The following is a 17,239-nucleotide window of genomic DNA, read 5'->3' as shown; positions in this document are numbered from 1 at the left end:
AGCTAATGAATTAGATTTGTTTAATTCTATGCGTAAAACTAAGCTAATTTTTCTTTCTTTGATTCATTTTAACCCATTTTTAATCAACTAAAAGAGCTACTTTATTTTTTGCTTCGGCAGATCGATAGTATTGAAACAGCATATAATAAATTATACATTCGTGTTTTCTTTGGTTGGCTCTAAAATATCTATTCAAAAACATATGTATATAACTGGCTATCAAATTAGATAAGCTCATTTCTAATTCATCATTTTTAGCTAGTGCAATAACTTTATCTACACTTTCTTTTATAGATAATGAATGACGAGTAAATAATTCTTTGTATGCTGGATAAATAGCAGGATTTTCTATAATTTCTTCAATCGTTTGTCTTTTTTCTCTATAACTTTTAGATAAAATCTTTGTGTCATGCACATTTTCTAAACCAAATTCTTTGTGAAAACTTTCTGATAAAACTTCCATCAAACGTTTTTTGTGGTCAATTTCTAATTCAAAATTAGTAAGTAAATTATCCACACCTAAAAAGGCTAATTTCCATCTCAAATCATCATCTTCATTTATGTTTTGTAAAATACTACAAATTAGTTCGCTTTCTTTATGAAATAAAGACTCACTATTTATCATGTTTTTAGAGCCATATCTTTCAATTTCTCTTTTGTAAGTATCTATTTGAATATTCCAAACTGATTTATTTTCTACTAACTCATTTAGGTTTTTATATAAACTCTCAATTACTGTTTTGTAAAAATCATTTTTTCCTTTAAAACGAATACGTAAATGATGATCTGGATCGCCATAACGAATAAAAAACCACTCTGTAATTATATTTGCTTGTTTTAATTGTGCAGCTAAAGGAAACAATCTTTGTAATAACAATTCATCTGCTGTACTTACTCCACAATAAATTTTGAAATAAATCCATTCAGAGCCAATAGTATATTCTCTTTGTAATGTAGCTTCTAAATTTGTAGTAGTATTAAATATGGAGTTACTTTCAGACTTTGTTGAAGGTAATAAGTGAGGAATAATAAATTCATTGGTATAACCATTTCCTTCCTCATCTTTTATAAATAAATTATCTTCATTATAGAGCATTTCACTAATAGATACTTGCTGCATTTTCTTTAACTGTTGCCAAAAAAGAATTAAATTAATATCATTATCAACGAATAAAGGCAAGATATTGTCTCCTTGCCCAAAAGTAAGACGATTAGGAATGCTTCTGTCTTGAAAATAAACTCTCAGTTTTTCTAAAGCTTTTTCTGTACTGACATTTTTATCTATTTTAGTCTCTTTGAGAGAAATAATCCATTTTTGAGGACTTAAAATAACTTTCTCATATTCCACTCTAGGCAAATAAGATTCATTTGCTAACTGATTCCAACTAAACATTAAACTACCAATTACATCTTGATTTTGTAATGTACACAAAAAGTGATAAGCAGGAATTTCTGTCATACTATAATTATGAGCATTACTCATTCTAGGAATAATTTCTTTGTTATACTTAATAGAACGTAATTTTATTTCTCCATTGCTAACTGAAACTCTAATATCATCTAAGGTAATAGAATTTGCATTTTCGGCTGTTCGTACTCCAATCGGAATTTCATACTTTCTAAGTTGTGGACGAGCAATCACATTACCTACTCTAGCTTCAGGAAGATGTACAATTTCTGCAAAAATTTTATCTGATAGTTCTTCTTCTTGCTTGATACACTCCAAAGCATACTCATTTGTTTGAGCATCTGCATGACAAAAACGTCCTAGTAGAGTAACAGCAGAAGAACCATTTGTTCCCTTATGAACTATTTTATAATTTCCTTCCTCAATTGCCTCAGAGGAGGGAGTTAGAAGAGTAATCATGGAAGAATATGAAAGTGGTAAATTTTTACTTTCTTCTTTTGTTGGGTTATTATTTTTATTCTGCTTAGAATTTCTATACTTTTTAGGAATAAAACCTAGTTCTTTTTTTAATTCTTTGTTGGTAAGCTCAATTAAAGAAGATTTATTTTGAAGAGCTTCTATATATTTTTTCTGCAAAAATTGTGTCCATCTTGTTTGTTGAGGAGAAGGTTGTTGGATGTTTCTGCCACCATTAAGAGGCATTCCTTTTAGTAAGGGTGCATTATCATTATTTGACTGACTTCTTAGAGGAAAACCAAGACCAATTTCTGGGTCAAGCACTTGCATAAGAGGAACTTCTGCCGACTCATAACGAGCAGAAAATGCTTCTTTGAAAGATGTTAGAGTAGAAATTTCTTTATATGAATGAACATGTTTTAGTAAATCAATTGCTTTTTCTAGTTCTTCTTTGATAGAATAATGAAGAGATGGATTTTCGAGTTGTAAGACGGTATCCATTTGGAACAAAGAACTTAATTTGAAGGGAATCCCTAAGTTTTTTATTTTTTGAGAAAAAGCTAGTAACTCTGTGCTTTTGGGTTGATTTTTCTGATAATACTCTTTTAGTTCAGAAAGGAGAGAAAATGATTCTTTTATAAAACTATACTTTTCTATATGTTGCAATTGAGGGTTATTTTCTAAATAAAACCCTATTTTATCTCTTAAAATATCTTCAAAAGGTTCTCCTGTAATTTTTAAAGCTATATCTGAAACAAGAATTTGAGCTTCTATAATTTCTAAAACAAATTCTTTTGCTTCTTCTAATGAAATATCCTCATCTACTAACTGTTCTGCTATTTCTGTTACTTTTTTACCTTTTTTTGCAAATTCTATAATTTGCTCTAAATACTCATTCCATTCTATATTAGAGATAGCGTATTTTCTAGCTTTTTCTCCCTCAAAATAAGATTCTATATAACGTTTGTCTTCTCCAAATTGATAAAGTGTATTATTTGGATAAAAAGTAAGCACTTCTAAAAACTCTTGTATTTGATGAAGTTTATCTATCCACGCACCCAAAACAGACATATCTAAAGAAAGATGATATTTTTTTATTCCTTGATGAACAAAGCCTTCATTTTTTGAAGCTAGTTTTCCTGCCGAAATACCTGCAAATGTCCCAAAAGGAGTACATCTAAAACGAGAGCGTAAATCATATTTTGCTTTAGAAAGTGAAAATTTTTCTACTTTTTTATCCTTTAGCTTTCCTTCTTCGTATTCTTTGACCGTATTTTGAAAATTAGGAGAAGATAAAAAAATAGCCAATTCATCTGCTGGTTTCTCTGAAAAAAGTGGAGATAAAGGACTGCGTAAGAAAAAATAATTCATTTATAAGTATAATTTAAAGTCTATTTTTAAAAATCGGTTAGAAGAGGAGCATCCCAACCTTTTACTAGTTCATCATCATGATAAGCTGCCAAGAAGCCTGATAGACCATTCAAGAATGATAAATCTGTTTGCCATTCAAAAATTAATGGTTCTTGTTGTATTGATACAGGAAATTTAATGTTTTCTATGCCTTTCTGCACTTCTTTATGTAATTCTTCTTTTAGTCTTTTTATCTCTTCTGCTAACTCTTGACTAGGATAAAAATCATATAATCTCTTAAAAACTAAATATACTCCAGATACTCCATGACAAAGTGCTAAGTCATATTCTTTTGTGTCTTTATTTGTGATAAAAAGTCTGTCTGTATCCTTTAGATTGATAGCATTATTTATTGTAGCTTGTACTACCTTATCTATTTTCTTTTTATTAGGTAAAACTAATGCAGCCCAAGTGAGGGCAATACAAATAGAAAAATCACCATAACACCAAGCTAAACGGCTAGTTTTTCCTCCCACAGTATAAGGAAAACAGAAATTACCAATTTCTCCTTTTTGATTCATTACATGATTTGTAATAAGTTCTAATGTATCTTTATATTTTACTAAAATGTCGTTTGTAGTTTCTGTCTTTTCTAAAAAAAGAATCGTCTTAGCCAAAACAGCAATGATTCCACAAACTCCGTGTGCAAGACCTAAATTATTAAGCTCTTTTTTTTGATAAAGTTGCTGAGTAACTTTTTGTAGTAAGTCAACTACTTTTAGTGTGTTTTCTATTTGCTCAGTAAGAACAAAATAATTTAGTGTACATACCAATCCTGTAAAAGTATCGTATTCTAGTCTTTCTGCCATTGCCTGACTAGCTTCCAAAATAACACTTGAAAAATCATTTATAAATTCTTCATTATATTCTTCAAAGCGATTTTTATCTACTTTAGATAAGTAATTAAGTAAGATACCCAAACTGGATAAACCATATATATCGGGTTGGACATAAGGAGCTTCTTCTATCTTTTCGTAAAATTTAGTTAGCATTTGTTCAGCTTTTTCTGAATCAAAGTTTGCTATTAAACTTAGACTACCTAGGTTTCCCAAGTAGCCAAAATTAGAGAAAAAAACATTTGGTAAATTATTGAATACAGTTTTCAATTTTGAGTTTTTTTTATTGAAAAAACAAACGGAATTTCAGCTTAGAAATTCCGTTTTAAGAAAGATAAGTTGAGCGTTCAAATTAAACTTCAAAAAGGTATTTATTTCTTTTACTAAAAAAAATAAACACACTTTTTATTAATTATTCTCATATGCCCTTCTAAATTACTTTATTATTTATTAGGCAAAGTTACTATTTTTCAAAAAATAATACTATGTTAAGTAAGATAGCTAACTTAACAAGGTAGTTCAGTAAAAGGACATTGATTTCTTTCACTACAAAGCCTACAAGAATAGATACGCTTTTCAGTATATACTTTCATGCGCCCTCCTTCTAAGTTACTTTGCTGCTCATCAGATAAGATGACTACTTTTTTAGTGTTAAGTTTTAATTTTTTGTTCGTTTTCATTATTAATATGAAATTATAAGATTGATAATTTTCCTACTCTTTTTAAAAGGATTTTTAGAGTTCTCCTAAATGCACCTAATTGTAACTTTAATAGTTTTTATCTAAAAAAATAAAATATTTAATACTATTTTTAGTTACTGTAGGAAATCTTGATTAAATTATATTATATACATGACCAAGGAGCCACAGGTTGTGTATGACATGCTCCTAAGTTTGATGGACATAATGTGGTATAAGGAACACAGTCAGCATTACGAGTATTAAATGTACCACCTTGTACAGAATCTTGCTGCTCGTCAGAAAGAATAACTACTTTCTTAGTGTTAAGTTTTAATTTTTTGTTCGTTTTCATAATTATGAAAAGTAAAATTGATATGTTTTTCCTACTCTATTAAAAAGGATTTTCGGAATACTCCTTTATTTTTTGTATTAGTATTGTACCATACAATGAATGCACAAATATAGTAGATTTTTTCTATGACACAAATTTTTTTGTATATATTTTCACAAAATAGTACACTGTACTAACATGTAAAATTAAATACTGTAACAAAACCCACTTCAATGGTACAAAAAAAGCCCATAATATAAATTATGAGCTTTTTAGTTAAAGTGTTAAAGTCATTGTATAATTACAAATTACCTCTCAATTCTTGTTCTCTTTCGATAGCTTCAAAAAGGGCTTTAAAGTTTCCTTTTCCAAACGATTTTGCACCTTGGCGTTGGATAATCTCAAAGAAAACAGTCGGACGGTCGCCCGTTGGTTTGGTAAAGATTTGAAGTAAGTATCCTTCATCATCTCTATCCACTAAGATATTTAGTTTTTTGAGGTCTTCTAAATCTTCTTTAATGTCTCCAACTCTATCCAAAAGGTCTTCGTAATAGTTGTCTGGAACATAAAGAAAATCTACACCACGGTGACGTAGCTCTTCGATGGTCTCTAAAATATCATCTGTTGCAATGGCAATATGCTGAACACCTGCACCTTCATAGAATTCAATATATTCTTCAATTTGTGATTTCTTACGTCCATCTGCAGGTTCATTGATTGGAAACTTAACATAACCGTTTCCATTCGAAACAACCTTTGACATCAAGGCTGTATATTCAGTAGAAATATCTTTATCATCAAAAGTTACGAGCAAATTGAAGCCCATTACTTTTTCATAAAACTCTACCCATTCATTCATTTTACCAAGCTCTACATTTCCGACACAATGGTCTATAAACTTCAAACCTGTTGATTTTACTTTAAAGAATGATTCTTTAGGCTTATACCCTGGCATAAATGCGCCTTTATAATTTCTTCTTTCTATAAATTTATGAATTGTTTCTCCATAGGTATGGATTCCTGAAACAACCACTTCTCCGTGTTCGTCTGACAAACGAGTAGGTTCTAAAGCAGATTTTGCACCTCTACTCATTGTATCATAATAAGATTTTTCGGCATCATCTACCCAAAGAGCTAATACTTTTACTCCGTCTCCATGTTTTTTGATATGTTCAGCTATTGGAGAGTCGCTAGTCATTGGCGAAGTAAGTACGAAACGTATTTTTCCTTGCTGCAAAACATAAGAAGAACGGTCTCTTACACCTGTTTCTTGTCCTGCATACGCAACTACTTCAAAGCCAAAAGCTGCTTGATAATAATAGGCTGCTTGTTTTGCATTTCCTACATAAAATTCTATATGGTCTGTGCCTTTTAATGGCAGAATATCTTCCATGGTTAATTCGTTTTTAGTGTTATTTAGTGATTAATGAATATACAAACTATAGCTAGTAGCTTTATAGGTTTGGTTTATACTTATGAGACTAACATACTGTCTAATGTTTCTTCAATCTCTGGAATAGAATCAAAGAGTTCTTTATAAGAATTGATAATAAAATACTTCTCTTGAAAACGGTCTTTTATATAAGGAGTATGTAAAATTTCTTTTACATCATAGGCAACTCGCTTAGGAATATCACTCTCTAATGAATAAACAGATTCACCTGCTGAAGAAAGAATACCTGCTCCATAAATTCTTAAATCTCCATTATTATTGATAAGACCAAACTCCACAGTGTACCAATAGATACGAGAAATAAACTCAATAGAATCTTCATTTCCTATGTGCTTTAGTGCAATCCGACTAAGTTCTTCTAAGAAACGACAGAAGTTCTTGTTTGTAAGAAGAGGAACATGTGCAAAAACGTCATGAAACATATCTGGCTCTTCCAAATAATCCAACTCTTCCATTGTACGAAGCCACGTAGTAGCAGGAAATTGCTTATTTTTTAGGTAATTGAAAAATGGTTGATTATCAATAAGCCCAGGAACTACTACTAAGCTCCATCCAGTAATTTTTTTCAATTTTTCATTTACTTCCTCAAAGCTAGGTATTTGATTTGGTGTAAAACCTGTTGCTTCAATCCCCTCACAATATGCCTCATCAGCACGATTTGGTAGCACTTCTATTTGTCGCTTATATAAAATTTTCCAAACATCATGATTCTCTTGCGTGTATTTGTCATAATGCTGGTGAGAAAGTTGTTCGTCTCGTCGTTCTTGTTGTGTCATTGGTTGGGTAGTTAAATAGGTTTATGTATTTTATTATATTATATGCATTTGGTTATATCTTCAAAAATACGGATTTTTTTACAACTCTATAAACTTCTTCAAATCGTTACTTTTATAAAAACTATCCATCTATTTTTGATTTTGATATTTCAAAAGACACTATATCATTATTATTACAGTTTGATCTTGAATTAAATCTTTTTAGAATCTATCAAAGTCTATCTACAATTTACTAAAAAAACAGGAAAAATGCATATCTAAGTTATCACTATTTCGAACAAAAAAGCATTTTTCAAAACAGAAAAATGCTCTATATTTTTTAGCATAAAAAAATCAAATTAATTCGTTTCCACATTTATAACAGAAACTAGCCAACTCCGTATGATGCTCTGCCCCACAATGCGAACACTCTTCAACTATGCTCTCTGCTTCTTTTTTATTATTTTCTTGTTTTGCTAGGTGTATCTTTTGCTTTTCTAACTCTTCTTTTAGCTCTTTTTCTTCTTCTTCAAACTCATCTTCATCTGATTTGTGGGTTACTTGTGTTGCAATTTCGGCTGATACAATTCCTGTCGGAACAGCAAGAACGCCATAACCAAGTACCATAACGACGGCTGCAATAGCTCTTCCTAATGCACTTTGAGGAGCAATATCTCCATAACCTACTGTTGTAAGCGTTACGATTGCCCAATAAATACTTTTTGGAATACTTGAAAACCCTGGATTTTCTCTTCCTTCTACCAAAAACATGATAAACCCAAGTAAGACTACATTTGTAGCTACAAAAATTACAAAAACAGTTATTTTATGACGACTAGCACGTAATGCCTGACTCAAAATCTGTGCTTCTCCTGTGTATTGGTTCATATCCAATACCTTAAAAATACTGATGATACGAGTTACACGAAGAAGAAGGAAAAAATTACTTCCTGCAAACGTCCAAGAAAAAATAGCTGGAACAAAGGCAAGTAAATCAATAATTCCATAAAAACTTAGAATATAACGCATTGGACGGTGCGAGGTAGCGACTCTGAGAACATATTCAATAGCAAAAAGCAGCGTAACACTCATTTCGATAGCTAAAAGATAAGTTCCATATTGTTGGTCTATTTCAGATACACTTTGCATCATCACAACAACCAAACTAAGTACAATAAGAGACAACAAAGCAGTATCAAATACTTTTCCTTCGGTAGTATTTGACTTAAAGAAAAGACGGTCAAGACGCATACGCCATTTACTTTGAGCAAATCGTCTTCCTCTAGAAAATCTACTTGAATTTTTCTTTTTTACTTTAATTACTGGTGATTTTGTTTGGATAACTTTTTTTTCTTTGAGTGTCGAAGACTCCATAAATACATATATATTTTATATAAACCTTATACTATTTATTTCTTAGTTTGTGTAGATTTTTTATCAACTTACATCAATGTTATTTCAAAGAGATAACGAATAAAAATACTAGATTTATACGGATAGGATAGAATTGTTTCGATAATTTATTTTTTTGTATAAATAATTTAAGAATAGAATTAACAGACGTAAGCTTACTTGATGTTATTTTACTAAAACATCAATAAAAGCTGTGTTATTTTTCCTTTTAGAACTAGATTTATAAACCTAACTAAGAAAAAGTTAGTAGTAATTTTACCCAGTTATAGTTCTTAAATGACTTTGTAGAATAACTTTAAAGCTAACAACAAACATAAAATTAAGTTTTTATATCCTTAAATTTTATCTTTCGTCGAAAACCTAACCTAATTTACACTTTCATTTTGGTAATACAAAGTATTTTTAGTAGAAAATCAAAAATAGATTTATTGTTTTGATAAAATACTCTATTTCAGAAAAAAGCTTCATCAATGAGAGTAAGATTCTATTCTCATTGATGAAGCTTTTACTTCTTTTGTCTAATTCGTTTTTATCGTTAAAATCTACGATATTTTCCTTTTGCTTTTGGTTTTTTCTTTTTCTTAGGTCGTTTTGGGTATTTTTTCATAAGAGGACCTGGGCGAGAAGGGTGATATTTTTTCTTACGAATAAGTCCACGTCCATAGCCTCTTTTTCCTTCATAATCTGCTGTTGGAATCTCATTAAACTTATATCCTAACATAAGTTCGTTGGTGCTACCAAATGCTCCTACGATATCTCCAATCGGAAAATCTCTAATATATCCAAAGCTAAAACGTCCATAATTTACACCTGCACCTACATTCACAGCAAAATTACTACGATATGCACCACTTACCCAAAAAGTATTATCATACATATATTGCAAACCACCCTCGTATTGAATAGGAACATTTGGTACTTGCCTAACGACTGCCATTGGACGAATCTCTCCCATACCAGCAGGAATCATTCCACGAACAGAAAGCATAAAGTGATTCTGAAGGCGAATATTATCGTCTGTTTCATCTTCAGGACTAAATGCAGGATTTAATAATTGAGGAACAGAAAGACCTATTTCTAAGTATTTTTTAAAGGTATAACTTGCGCCAAATCCCACCTCAAAACCCACATAGTTTCCCGTATTGTTGAGTAAAACAGGGTCTGTCGGATGTCTGATATACCAATCATCAAAATTGATTTGATTATATACAAGCCCTCCCATTAACCCAAAAGATAATTTTGAGCTGTTTTCATATTGCCCTAAAACATGATAACCATACGAAACCATTGCTTTCGTACGACTTGTGCTTTTTATTTCATCTTGTTGAACAAAAAAACCTAAACCAGAACGATACTCATAAAAAGGTAAATCTACTGTTAGAAGAACCGTTTTGGGAGCATCTTCAAAGCCTGCCCATTGAGAGCGATAGGTCATAAAAACGGAGCTATAATCAGAACGCCCTGTCCAAGCAGGATTCTGTACAAAAGGGTGCGAAAAATACTGGCTATAAACGGGAACTTGCTGTGCCAAAGATGTATTATAAAAACTACTTATTCCTAGAATTAAACTACCTATTGAGCAAATCAGAAAGAAGTTTAAAACAAAAAATAAAGTAGGTTTTAAATTTATATGTACTAACTGTTTCATAAAATGATTATCTAATATCCATTCAGAATGGAATTTAACTGGTAACTGATTACTATTTACTGATAACTGACTTATCGTATTATTTCAAAAGAACCTTTCAATATGGTTTTGACAGACTCAAATTTTATAATATAAAAATAAGTTCCTGCTGGAAGGATTCCACCTGTTTCATTTGCTCCTTCCCAATCATTATTGTAGCCTTTCTTACGATATACTTCTTGCCCCCAACGATTGATAATTACTAATTCATTATCTGGATAACGTTCAATCTCTTCGATATAAAGTTGGTCATTAAGTCCGTTTCCATCTGGCGTAATTACATCAACTGTTCTTACTTTCGGTGTTCCTATTACAGTTACAAAAACACTATCATAAGTAAAACACCCATAAATATTCTCAGCTCGTACGGTGTACATAGTGCTAATAGTTGGTTTTACTGTTGGCGTAGAAGTAGAATCTCCTGTCAGTGTTGGGTCTGGTGTCCAAAGATAGTTTATTGCGCCATTGACAAATAATTGAACTTCATATCCGATATTAATCGTAGTATCTGGCGTAATTTCCAAAATTGGAGCAGGACGAATCGTAATTTCAGCAATATTACTACTATCTGTAAAACAATCATTGATGACTAACCTACGATAAAATGTAGTTGTATCAATTGGCGTAGGAAGATAACTAGCCGTATTTGTATTGGCAATATCTGTCCAATTTCTTTGATTTCTTGAGTTTTGCCATTGATAACGGAACTGTCCAATGTCATTAAGTGTATCTAAAAGAACTGTTCCAGTCAATCTGCTCAAAGTATCTAAGCTACAATCTACAAACCCTTCATCAATGATATTATTTTTTATTGTAGGGTTAATTCTAATAGAAACAACATTTGAAGTATCATTAAAACAAGAAACACGTACGAGACGACGATATTCTGTATCAAAATTGACTGCTCCTGTAAAATAATCTTGGTCTCCACCAACAGTTCGCCAGTTAGCTGTCGAATCATTTAGCTTTCTTGATTGCCAAATAAATCTGTATGCTGTACTGTCATTTCCTCCTTGTGTTGGAAAAGTACCTCGCAACGTATCGGCTGCAAAACCTTCACAAACGGTTGTTTGAGGAGTGGATATTTCATTATTTTCTATAAATCGAATGACTTCTATTTTAATGACATTACTATAATCAGGGGGACAGTTTCCAGACTTGACACTCCTTCGAACGTATGTTGTCCGTTGAGGTGTAACAGGTTCATAAGCTATTACAGTATCTGTTTCGGTAGGAACCCAAATTAAACTATCAAAAGAAACCTCCCATTGCGTAATGATATTTCCTGCTTGTCCTGCAACTGCTTGTGTAGCTGTTATTGTCGAAGCTGTATCTCCTTGACAGATAGTTTGTCCTCCAAAAAGAAAATTATTTCTTGCATTCAAGACTACATTAACTAAAAGTCTGTTACTAGTATCTGGCTGACAACCTCCTAAAATAACTCTTCTAAAATAATTTGAACCTCCAAATAAAGTATCAGGAACAAAAGTTTGGGTTTGAGTAAAATTACCTGTACTGAATGTAAAAGTGGAGCTGCTAAACCACGAAATCGTATCTCTTGATTGCTCATAAAAATATTTGTATTCTCCTGTATTTTCTTGTTCTGTTCCTGTGAGGGTAATTGTTGTGGAATCGCCTATACAAATTTCTGTAAAAGGCGCATTTATTTGATTGACTCCAAATGGTTTTGCGACAGGAATAAAGACGACATTACTCGTATCTGTATTACAACTATCGATAACCAAACGCCTAAAATAAGTGGGTTCTGTGAGAGCAAAATTCGAAATATTGAGAGAGTCATCTCTATTTGCCCATGCCAAACTATCGAAAGAGATTTGCCATTGATAGCTATACCTAGAAGTTCCTCCTGTTGGTTGGGTGGCATCAATTGTCCAAGCAGTATCTCCTTCACAAAGTGATTGTCCAGCAAAATTTTCAGAAATAGAATTATCTCTAATTGCAGAAACTACATTTACAAAAACTCGGTTACTAGTATCTGTTTTACAACCTCCCAAAACAACTCTCCTAAAATAATTTGAACCTCCAAAAAGTGTATCAGGCACGAAAGTTTGAGATTGCGTAAATGTACCTGTACTGAACGTAAAAGTAGAACTACTAAACCACGCTATCGTATCTCTTGATTGTTGATAAAAATAACTGTATTCGCCTGTACTTTCTGGATTTGTACCTGAAATTGTAATCGTAGCAGAATCTGTCGTACAAATATCTGTAAAAGGAACACTAATTTCATTTAAGCCAAAAGAATTAATGACAGGAATAAAAGCAACATTACTCGTATCTGTACTACAACTATCGATGACCAAACGCCTAAAATAAGTGGATTCTGTTAAATCAAAAGCAGAAATACGGACGGAATCATCTCTATCTGCCCACCTTGTACTATCGAAAGAAATTTGCCATTGATAGGTATAATTTCCTGTTCCTCCTGTTGGCTCTGTTACATCAATTGTCCAATTAAAAGTAGTGTCTGTTGCACAAAAACCTGTGCTGTCATAAGAAATTAAATTGGTTGCACTATCAATTGGCTTTATCATAAACAGTTTTACAACATTGCTTGGGTAAGCCCTACAACTATCAATTACCGAACGCCTAACTAAAAAGCTATCAGGTACTTGCATAAAAATAGTATCAAAAAGAAGAGAATCTCTTGGTATATAATTTTGAGCTGAATCTACACTTGTCCAAACAGAAGAATCTAACGAAACCTCCCACAAATATCGAAAACCTGTTGGGGCTACTGGAGCAGTGCCATTTATTGCAGCAATTGGATCACCTACACAAATACGTGTTCGTGTAGCTGTAATTGCAGAAGTATCATTTCCCAAATCAGGAGAAATAAAAATATCTACAATATTACTTGTATCTGCAAAACAAGCACTTTCTACAACTCTTCGAACATAAAAGGTATCATTTGCGACTGGTGGTACAAAACGATTTAGTGTCGAATCTACACTCAACCAATCTGCTGTATCTAATCGTGTCGCTATTTGCCATATATATTTATAAACTCTATCTCCTCCTATTGGCATATCTCCTCTAATTGTATCTGGTTGTGTATTTATACAAATTGTCTGGCTTTCAAAAATAGAATCTGCCACAACTCTAGGAATTGAATTAATCGTAATTACGTTACTAGTATCAGGCGCACAAGCTCCTGTAACAATTCTTCTAAACTGAACGGTATCAGCCGTAGCAAGTGTATCTGTAAAAGCAAAATTTTGAGTTTGAAGGCTATCAATCCAAGTCATTCCAGAATCTAAAGATACTTGATAACGATAACGCAATAAACTTGTAGCCGAAGAATCGGAAGTAGAGCCATAAATATCCGTTGGGACAACTCCTAAACAAACATTTTGAATCGAAGGAAAAAGCGTATTTTGAGTAACATTAGGCAACGTAACAACCATTACTTTCAGACTTGTATCATTGCTACATCCTTGATTTGGCGCAGGAATTACAATTCTTCTAAAATAGGCTGTATCTGAAAGTGTCAGACCAAAATTATTTAGAGCATAATTAGGTACATTTCCATTACTGGCATCTGTCCAGCTTGTAGTATCTCCATTTAAAGTCTGTTGCCATTGATAAGAAAAGAACGAAACCTCTCCCAAAATAGCCTCCGAACCTACAAGTGTAGGCAAGTTCTGCCCCTCACAAATAGTCGTGTCAGGTGTAGTAATCAAATTATTAGACGGACATTCAATTACATTTACAAAAAAACGTTTTCTATTCAAGGTTATATCAGGCGCACCTGTATGTGTGATTTCGGCTGTATAAATACCTTCGTGGTCTGCAATAGTTGCATTATCAACTACCAAAACACTATCATCAGTTTGTTCATTTACTAAGTCTGCTGCACGAAACCAACGATAAGTAGTTGTTCCGTTTATTTGATTTACTGAAACTGTATCTCTAAAAGTTCCTCCTTGTGGAACATTAATTATTTTAAAATCTCCTATGCTATCTTGTGGTGAATAATCAAATGTATATTGAGATTTATTGTTTGGTACAATACTATTTAGTTTAAGCCTATTATTAGCAATGTTTATCAAAATAGGGCGATTAACTGAAAAGGTAGGTACATTTTCAATAAAATTAGAATCAATGGTAATTACTTCAAGATTAGAAAGAGTTGCAATATCTGTCAATTCTATTGGAAAATTACCTGTTAATGAGTTAAAACCTATTTGCAAAGCCCTCAAAGAAAGCAAGTCAGCTAGAGAAGCAGGTATTTCTCCTGTTAGATTATTGTTACTAAGATTTAACTCTTCTAAAGTAAGTAAAGTATTAAACTCTGCTGGTATTTCTCCTGTTAGATTATTATCAGCCAAATTGAAAGCTTGAATTTGATTAAGTTTTTCTCCTCCAAACATTGAAGTAGGTATTGTTCCTGTCAAATTTCTGTTACTCAAATTGAGTTCTAAGACACAACTATCATTTGCATTCAAAACTACACCAGCCCAAGTCGTCCAAGGGTCTGTAAGCGTCCACGGATTTGTCCAGTTTGCTCCATCAGTAGCATTATAAAGCTCAACTAACGCCAAAGAATCATCAGGCAGACACATCAAACGATATATTTCTGCTTTAGAAGGTGGGTTGAGAAAAGGGTTTGAAAACGAAGCAGGAAAATAGTTTTGAACAGCTTTGTTTTGAGAAAAAGAATTTTCTGTTTTTGAAGAAAAAGAAAAGGATTTGAATGTTTTGTTTACGAAAGGAGACGTAAAAGCTGTTATTGCTGCTATAAAAAGACTTAAAAATAAGATTTGCCAAACTGTATTCAGATTAGGAAACTTTTTTTTAAGTAATAAATTTTTAGTGAAAAATTGTTTTAGTATTTGTATTGAAGTCATAATGTATGATAGAAACGTTTTATTAAAAAAAAACGTTATTTTTTCGTAGAATTTCTAAAATTGAAAAGCAAAATTAAAGTTTGGATTAAATAAGATACTTCTATCTTAATCAAAATTACTGCTTTGCATAAAACTAGTTCTTTGTGTGTATAACGGAAGTTGTAGCTACAAAATTACAGTTTTATAGTTCTAAAACAGAAAAGTAGCACAATTTATTTATTCTTTATTTTGATTTTGGTAACTATTTTCTGCTTATTTGATAAGTCAAGAGAGCTTAAAATACTTCAAAGTTGTGAAAAGGTCATTAAATTTGCAGTAAATATCAGTATTAAGAGCTTGTTTAAGAATAGGTTTTGTACGTTTATTTATTGGTGTCGCTACGCTAAAACACCAACAAAGGCTGGGTTATTTTTCCGTAGAATTGGATTTGCAAACCCAATTCTATGGAAAAATTCACATTCTTAAACAATTTCAAGCTCTAAAAAGAACACAGACACTCAAAAACGAAATTTATTTATTCAAAAATACTCTGTTTATGTATTCTTCTCAAACAAATAATTCTTCATTTGCTACCTCTATTTCTAAATCTATGTTGAAGAGTGTTCAAAACTCTCTACAATCAAAATTGCATACACTCCAATCTTTTCAATCCGAATTACAAGATAAAAAAGAAATTACATTAGACAAATTTGAAGCTCAAAAACAACAATTACAAACCTTAATTCTAGAAATTGCTAGTTTTTTAGATGACTTAATGCTTCCAATTATAGAAGAAAATCCATTTTTTATAGAAGACTTTCTGATTTTTGTAGAAGATTTTGTCCAAAAACTAGAAACTCAATTTGCTTTATTCAAAACACTTTCTGTATCGTCGTTACGTAATAAAGTACGTAAACAGGTAGCCAAAACGTCGCAAAAATTTGAAACAAAAGCTCTAAAAGATGCTTTTGAAGAAAAACAAAAACAAACATTAATACAAACGGAGCTTCTTTTGGAGACACTCAATGAGCAACTTATTGATATTCGTCATCGTATAGAAAAGCAAAAAGATAGGATTTTGGACACTACCTCTTCTTTGCCTTCTCTATCTTTGCCATCTGTTTCTTCATCTGAACTTGCAACGCTTTCTGAACAGACACTTTCTACTTTCGAATTAGTCAAACAAGATGTAAAACGTTTTTTTATGTAATTTGAGTTTTGTAACCAATTTTATCACTTTCACTTTTTTATTTTTATGAGAAAACTAACTTTTCTAGCCGTATTTTTTATTTTTATGGGCTTTTCTTCCAAAGCTCTCGCTCAATCTCCTGTACGATTAGGGCTTAAATTCAATCCAATTATTTCGTATGCACGAGTAACTGATGAAGACAAAAAATCTATTGATGGACTTGATAACAGTTCAAAACTAGGATTTTCGGGTGGATTGATGGCAGATTTCAATTTTTCTGAACGTGCAGCTTTTCATACAGGCTTACTGATTGTATCAAAAGGGTATGAAACAGAGAGTGTTATATTATTAGATGATAATGAAGGAGTGGTTTATAATACGGTATCAAAAGTTACTGCTGTAGAAGTTCCAGTAGCTCTAAAAATGCGCTCTGGAGATATTGCTGATGGGCTTCGTATTCGTGGTCTTTTCGGAGGTCAGTTAGGTCTGAATGTTTCTTCAAAAACAACAACAGAAATAGGAGGTATTTCTAGTGAAGATCGTAAAACAAGCGATTATTATCAGCCTTTAAGTATAGATTTTTTGGTAGGTGCAGGTGTAGAATATGATATTGATAATGTAGGAACTTTAGACTTTGGACTTAGCTATCACAACGGTCTTACTCGTTTTAATAAGAAAGATGATGCTTTGAATACTAGAGCTTTACTAGATTACTTTTCATTAGATATTGGTTTCTTCTTTTAAGAAGAAATACTTTTACAAAAGTGAAAA

11 protein-coding genes are annotated in these 17,239 nt (G+C 31.9%); 2 read left to right on the top strand and 9 right to left on the bottom strand.

Annotation, left to right across the window (positions count from 1 at the left end):
* Positions 1–79: 79 nt before the first annotated feature.
* The 9 genes from WAF17_RS18035 to WAF17_RS17995 form a co-directional block, all read right to left on the bottom strand.
* Positions 80–3,235: a lantibiotic dehydratase gene (locus WAF17_RS18035; RefSeq protein ID WP_338762653.1), complete on the bottom strand. Its 3,156-nt coding sequence runs from the start codon at positions 3,233–3,235 to the stop codon at positions 80–82.
* 26 nt (positions 3,236–3,261) lie between these two features.
* On the bottom strand, positions 3,262–4,380 hold the full coding sequence (locus WAF17_RS18030) for a lanthionine synthetase LanC family protein (RefSeq protein WP_338762650.1): 1,119 nt from the start codon (positions 4,378–4,380) through the stop codon (positions 3,262–3,264).
* A gap of 236 nt (positions 4,381–4,616) precedes the next feature.
* On the bottom strand, positions 4,617–4,790 hold the full coding sequence (locus tag WAF17_RS18025; RefSeq protein ID WP_338762647.1) for a hypothetical protein: 174 nt from the start codon (positions 4,788–4,790) through the stop codon (positions 4,617–4,619).
* A gap of 163 nt (positions 4,791–4,953) precedes the next feature.
* Positions 4,954–5,142 carry a hypothetical protein gene (locus WAF17_RS18020; RefSeq protein WP_338762645.1) on the bottom strand — a complete coding sequence of 63 codons (189 nt, stop codon included), beginning with the start codon at positions 5,140–5,142 and terminating at the stop codon, positions 4,954–4,956.
* A gap of 280 nt (positions 5,143–5,422) precedes the next feature.
* On the bottom strand, positions 5,423–6,514 hold the full coding sequence (gene hppD, locus WAF17_RS18015) for a 4-hydroxyphenylpyruvate dioxygenase (protein WP_338762643.1): 1,092 nt from the start codon (positions 6,512–6,514) through the stop codon (positions 5,423–5,425).
* Between the two features lie 80 nt (positions 6,515–6,594).
* Positions 6,595–7,350 (bottom strand): phenylalanine 4-monooxygenase, encoded by a 756-nt coding sequence (gene phhA / locus WAF17_RS18010; RefSeq protein WP_338762640.1) that lies wholly within the window; start codon positions 7,348–7,350, stop codon positions 6,595–6,597.
* A 333-nt stretch (positions 7,351–7,683) separates the two neighbouring features.
* The gene (locus WAF17_RS18005) at positions 7,684–8,703 is read right to left on the bottom strand and encodes an ion transporter (protein WP_338762637.1); all 1,020 of its coding nucleotides are present in this window, start codon (positions 8,701–8,703) and stop codon (positions 7,684–7,686) included.
* A gap of 574 nt (positions 8,704–9,277) precedes the next feature.
* The gene (locus WAF17_RS18000; protein ID WP_338762635.1) at positions 9,278–10,390 is read right to left on the bottom strand and encodes a PorP/SprF family type IX secretion system membrane protein; all 1,113 of its coding nucleotides are present in this window, start codon (positions 10,388–10,390) and stop codon (positions 9,278–9,280) included.
* 71 nt (positions 10,391–10,461) lie between these two features.
* The gene (locus tag WAF17_RS17995; RefSeq protein WP_338762633.1) at positions 10,462–15,300 is read right to left on the bottom strand and encodes a gliding motility-associated C-terminal domain-containing protein; all 4,839 of its coding nucleotides are present in this window, start codon (positions 15,298–15,300) and stop codon (positions 10,462–10,464) included.
* Between the two features lie 535 nt (positions 15,301–15,835).
* On the opposite strand from WAF17_RS17995, the gene WAF17_RS17990 reads away from it, so the two are divergent.
* A complete protein-coding gene (locus WAF17_RS17990; protein ID WP_338762631.1) occupies positions 15,836–16,489 on the top strand; it encodes a hypothetical protein in 654 nt (217 codons plus the stop codon).
* 45 nt (positions 16,490–16,534) lie between these two features.
* Positions 16,535–17,212, top strand: a complete 678-nt coding sequence (locus tag WAF17_RS17985) for a porin family protein (protein ID WP_338762629.1) — start codon at positions 16,535–16,537, stop codon at positions 17,210–17,212.
* The last annotated feature ends 27 nt before the right edge of the window (positions 17,213–17,239 follow it).

The sequence above is a fragment of the Bernardetia sp. ABR2-2B genome (genome assembly GCF_037126435.1).
Classification (GTDB): domain Bacteria; phylum Bacteroidota; class Bacteroidia; order Cytophagales; family Bernardetiaceae; genus Bernardetia.
This window is presented reverse-complemented; position numbering and strand designations above follow the sequence as displayed.

What these genes read in the sequence shown, in the direction of transcription:
- phhA (WP_338762640.1), bottom strand. Translation starts at nt 7,350, where the DNA reads ATGACACAACAAGAACGACGAGACGAACAACTTTCTCACCAGCATTAT.
- WAF17_RS17990 (WP_338762631.1), top strand. Translation starts at nt 15,836, where the DNA reads ATGTATTCTTCTCAAACAAATAATTCTTCATTTGCTACCTCTATTTCT.
- WAF17_RS18000 (WP_338762635.1), bottom strand. Translation starts at nt 10,390, where the DNA reads ATGAAACAGTTAGTACATATAAATTTAAAACCTACTTTATTTTTTGTT.
- WAF17_RS18005 (WP_338762637.1), bottom strand. Translation starts at nt 8,703, where the DNA reads ATGGAGTCTTCGACACTCAAAGAAAAAAAAGTTATCCAAACAAAATCA.
- WAF17_RS17995 (WP_338762633.1), bottom strand. Translation starts at nt 15,300, where the DNA reads ATGACTTCAATACAAATACTAAAACAATTTTTCACTAAAAATTTATTA.
- WAF17_RS18020 (WP_338762645.1), bottom strand. Translation starts at nt 5,142, where the DNA reads ATGAAAACGAACAAAAAATTAAAACTTAACACTAAGAAAGTAGTTATT.
- WAF17_RS18025 (WP_338762647.1), bottom strand. Translation starts at nt 4,790, where the DNA reads ATGAAAACGAACAAAAAATTAAAACTTAACACTAAAAAAGTAGTCATC.
- WAF17_RS17985 (WP_338762629.1), top strand. Translation starts at nt 16,535, where the DNA reads ATGAGAAAACTAACTTTTCTAGCCGTATTTTTTATTTTTATGGGCTTT.
- WAF17_RS18035 (WP_338762653.1), bottom strand. Translation starts at nt 3,235, where the DNA reads ATGAATTATTTTTTCTTACGCAGTCCTTTATCTCCACTTTTTTCAGAG.
- hppD (WP_338762643.1), bottom strand. Translation starts at nt 6,514, where the DNA reads ATGGAAGATATTCTGCCATTAAAAGGCACAGACCATATAGAATTTTAT.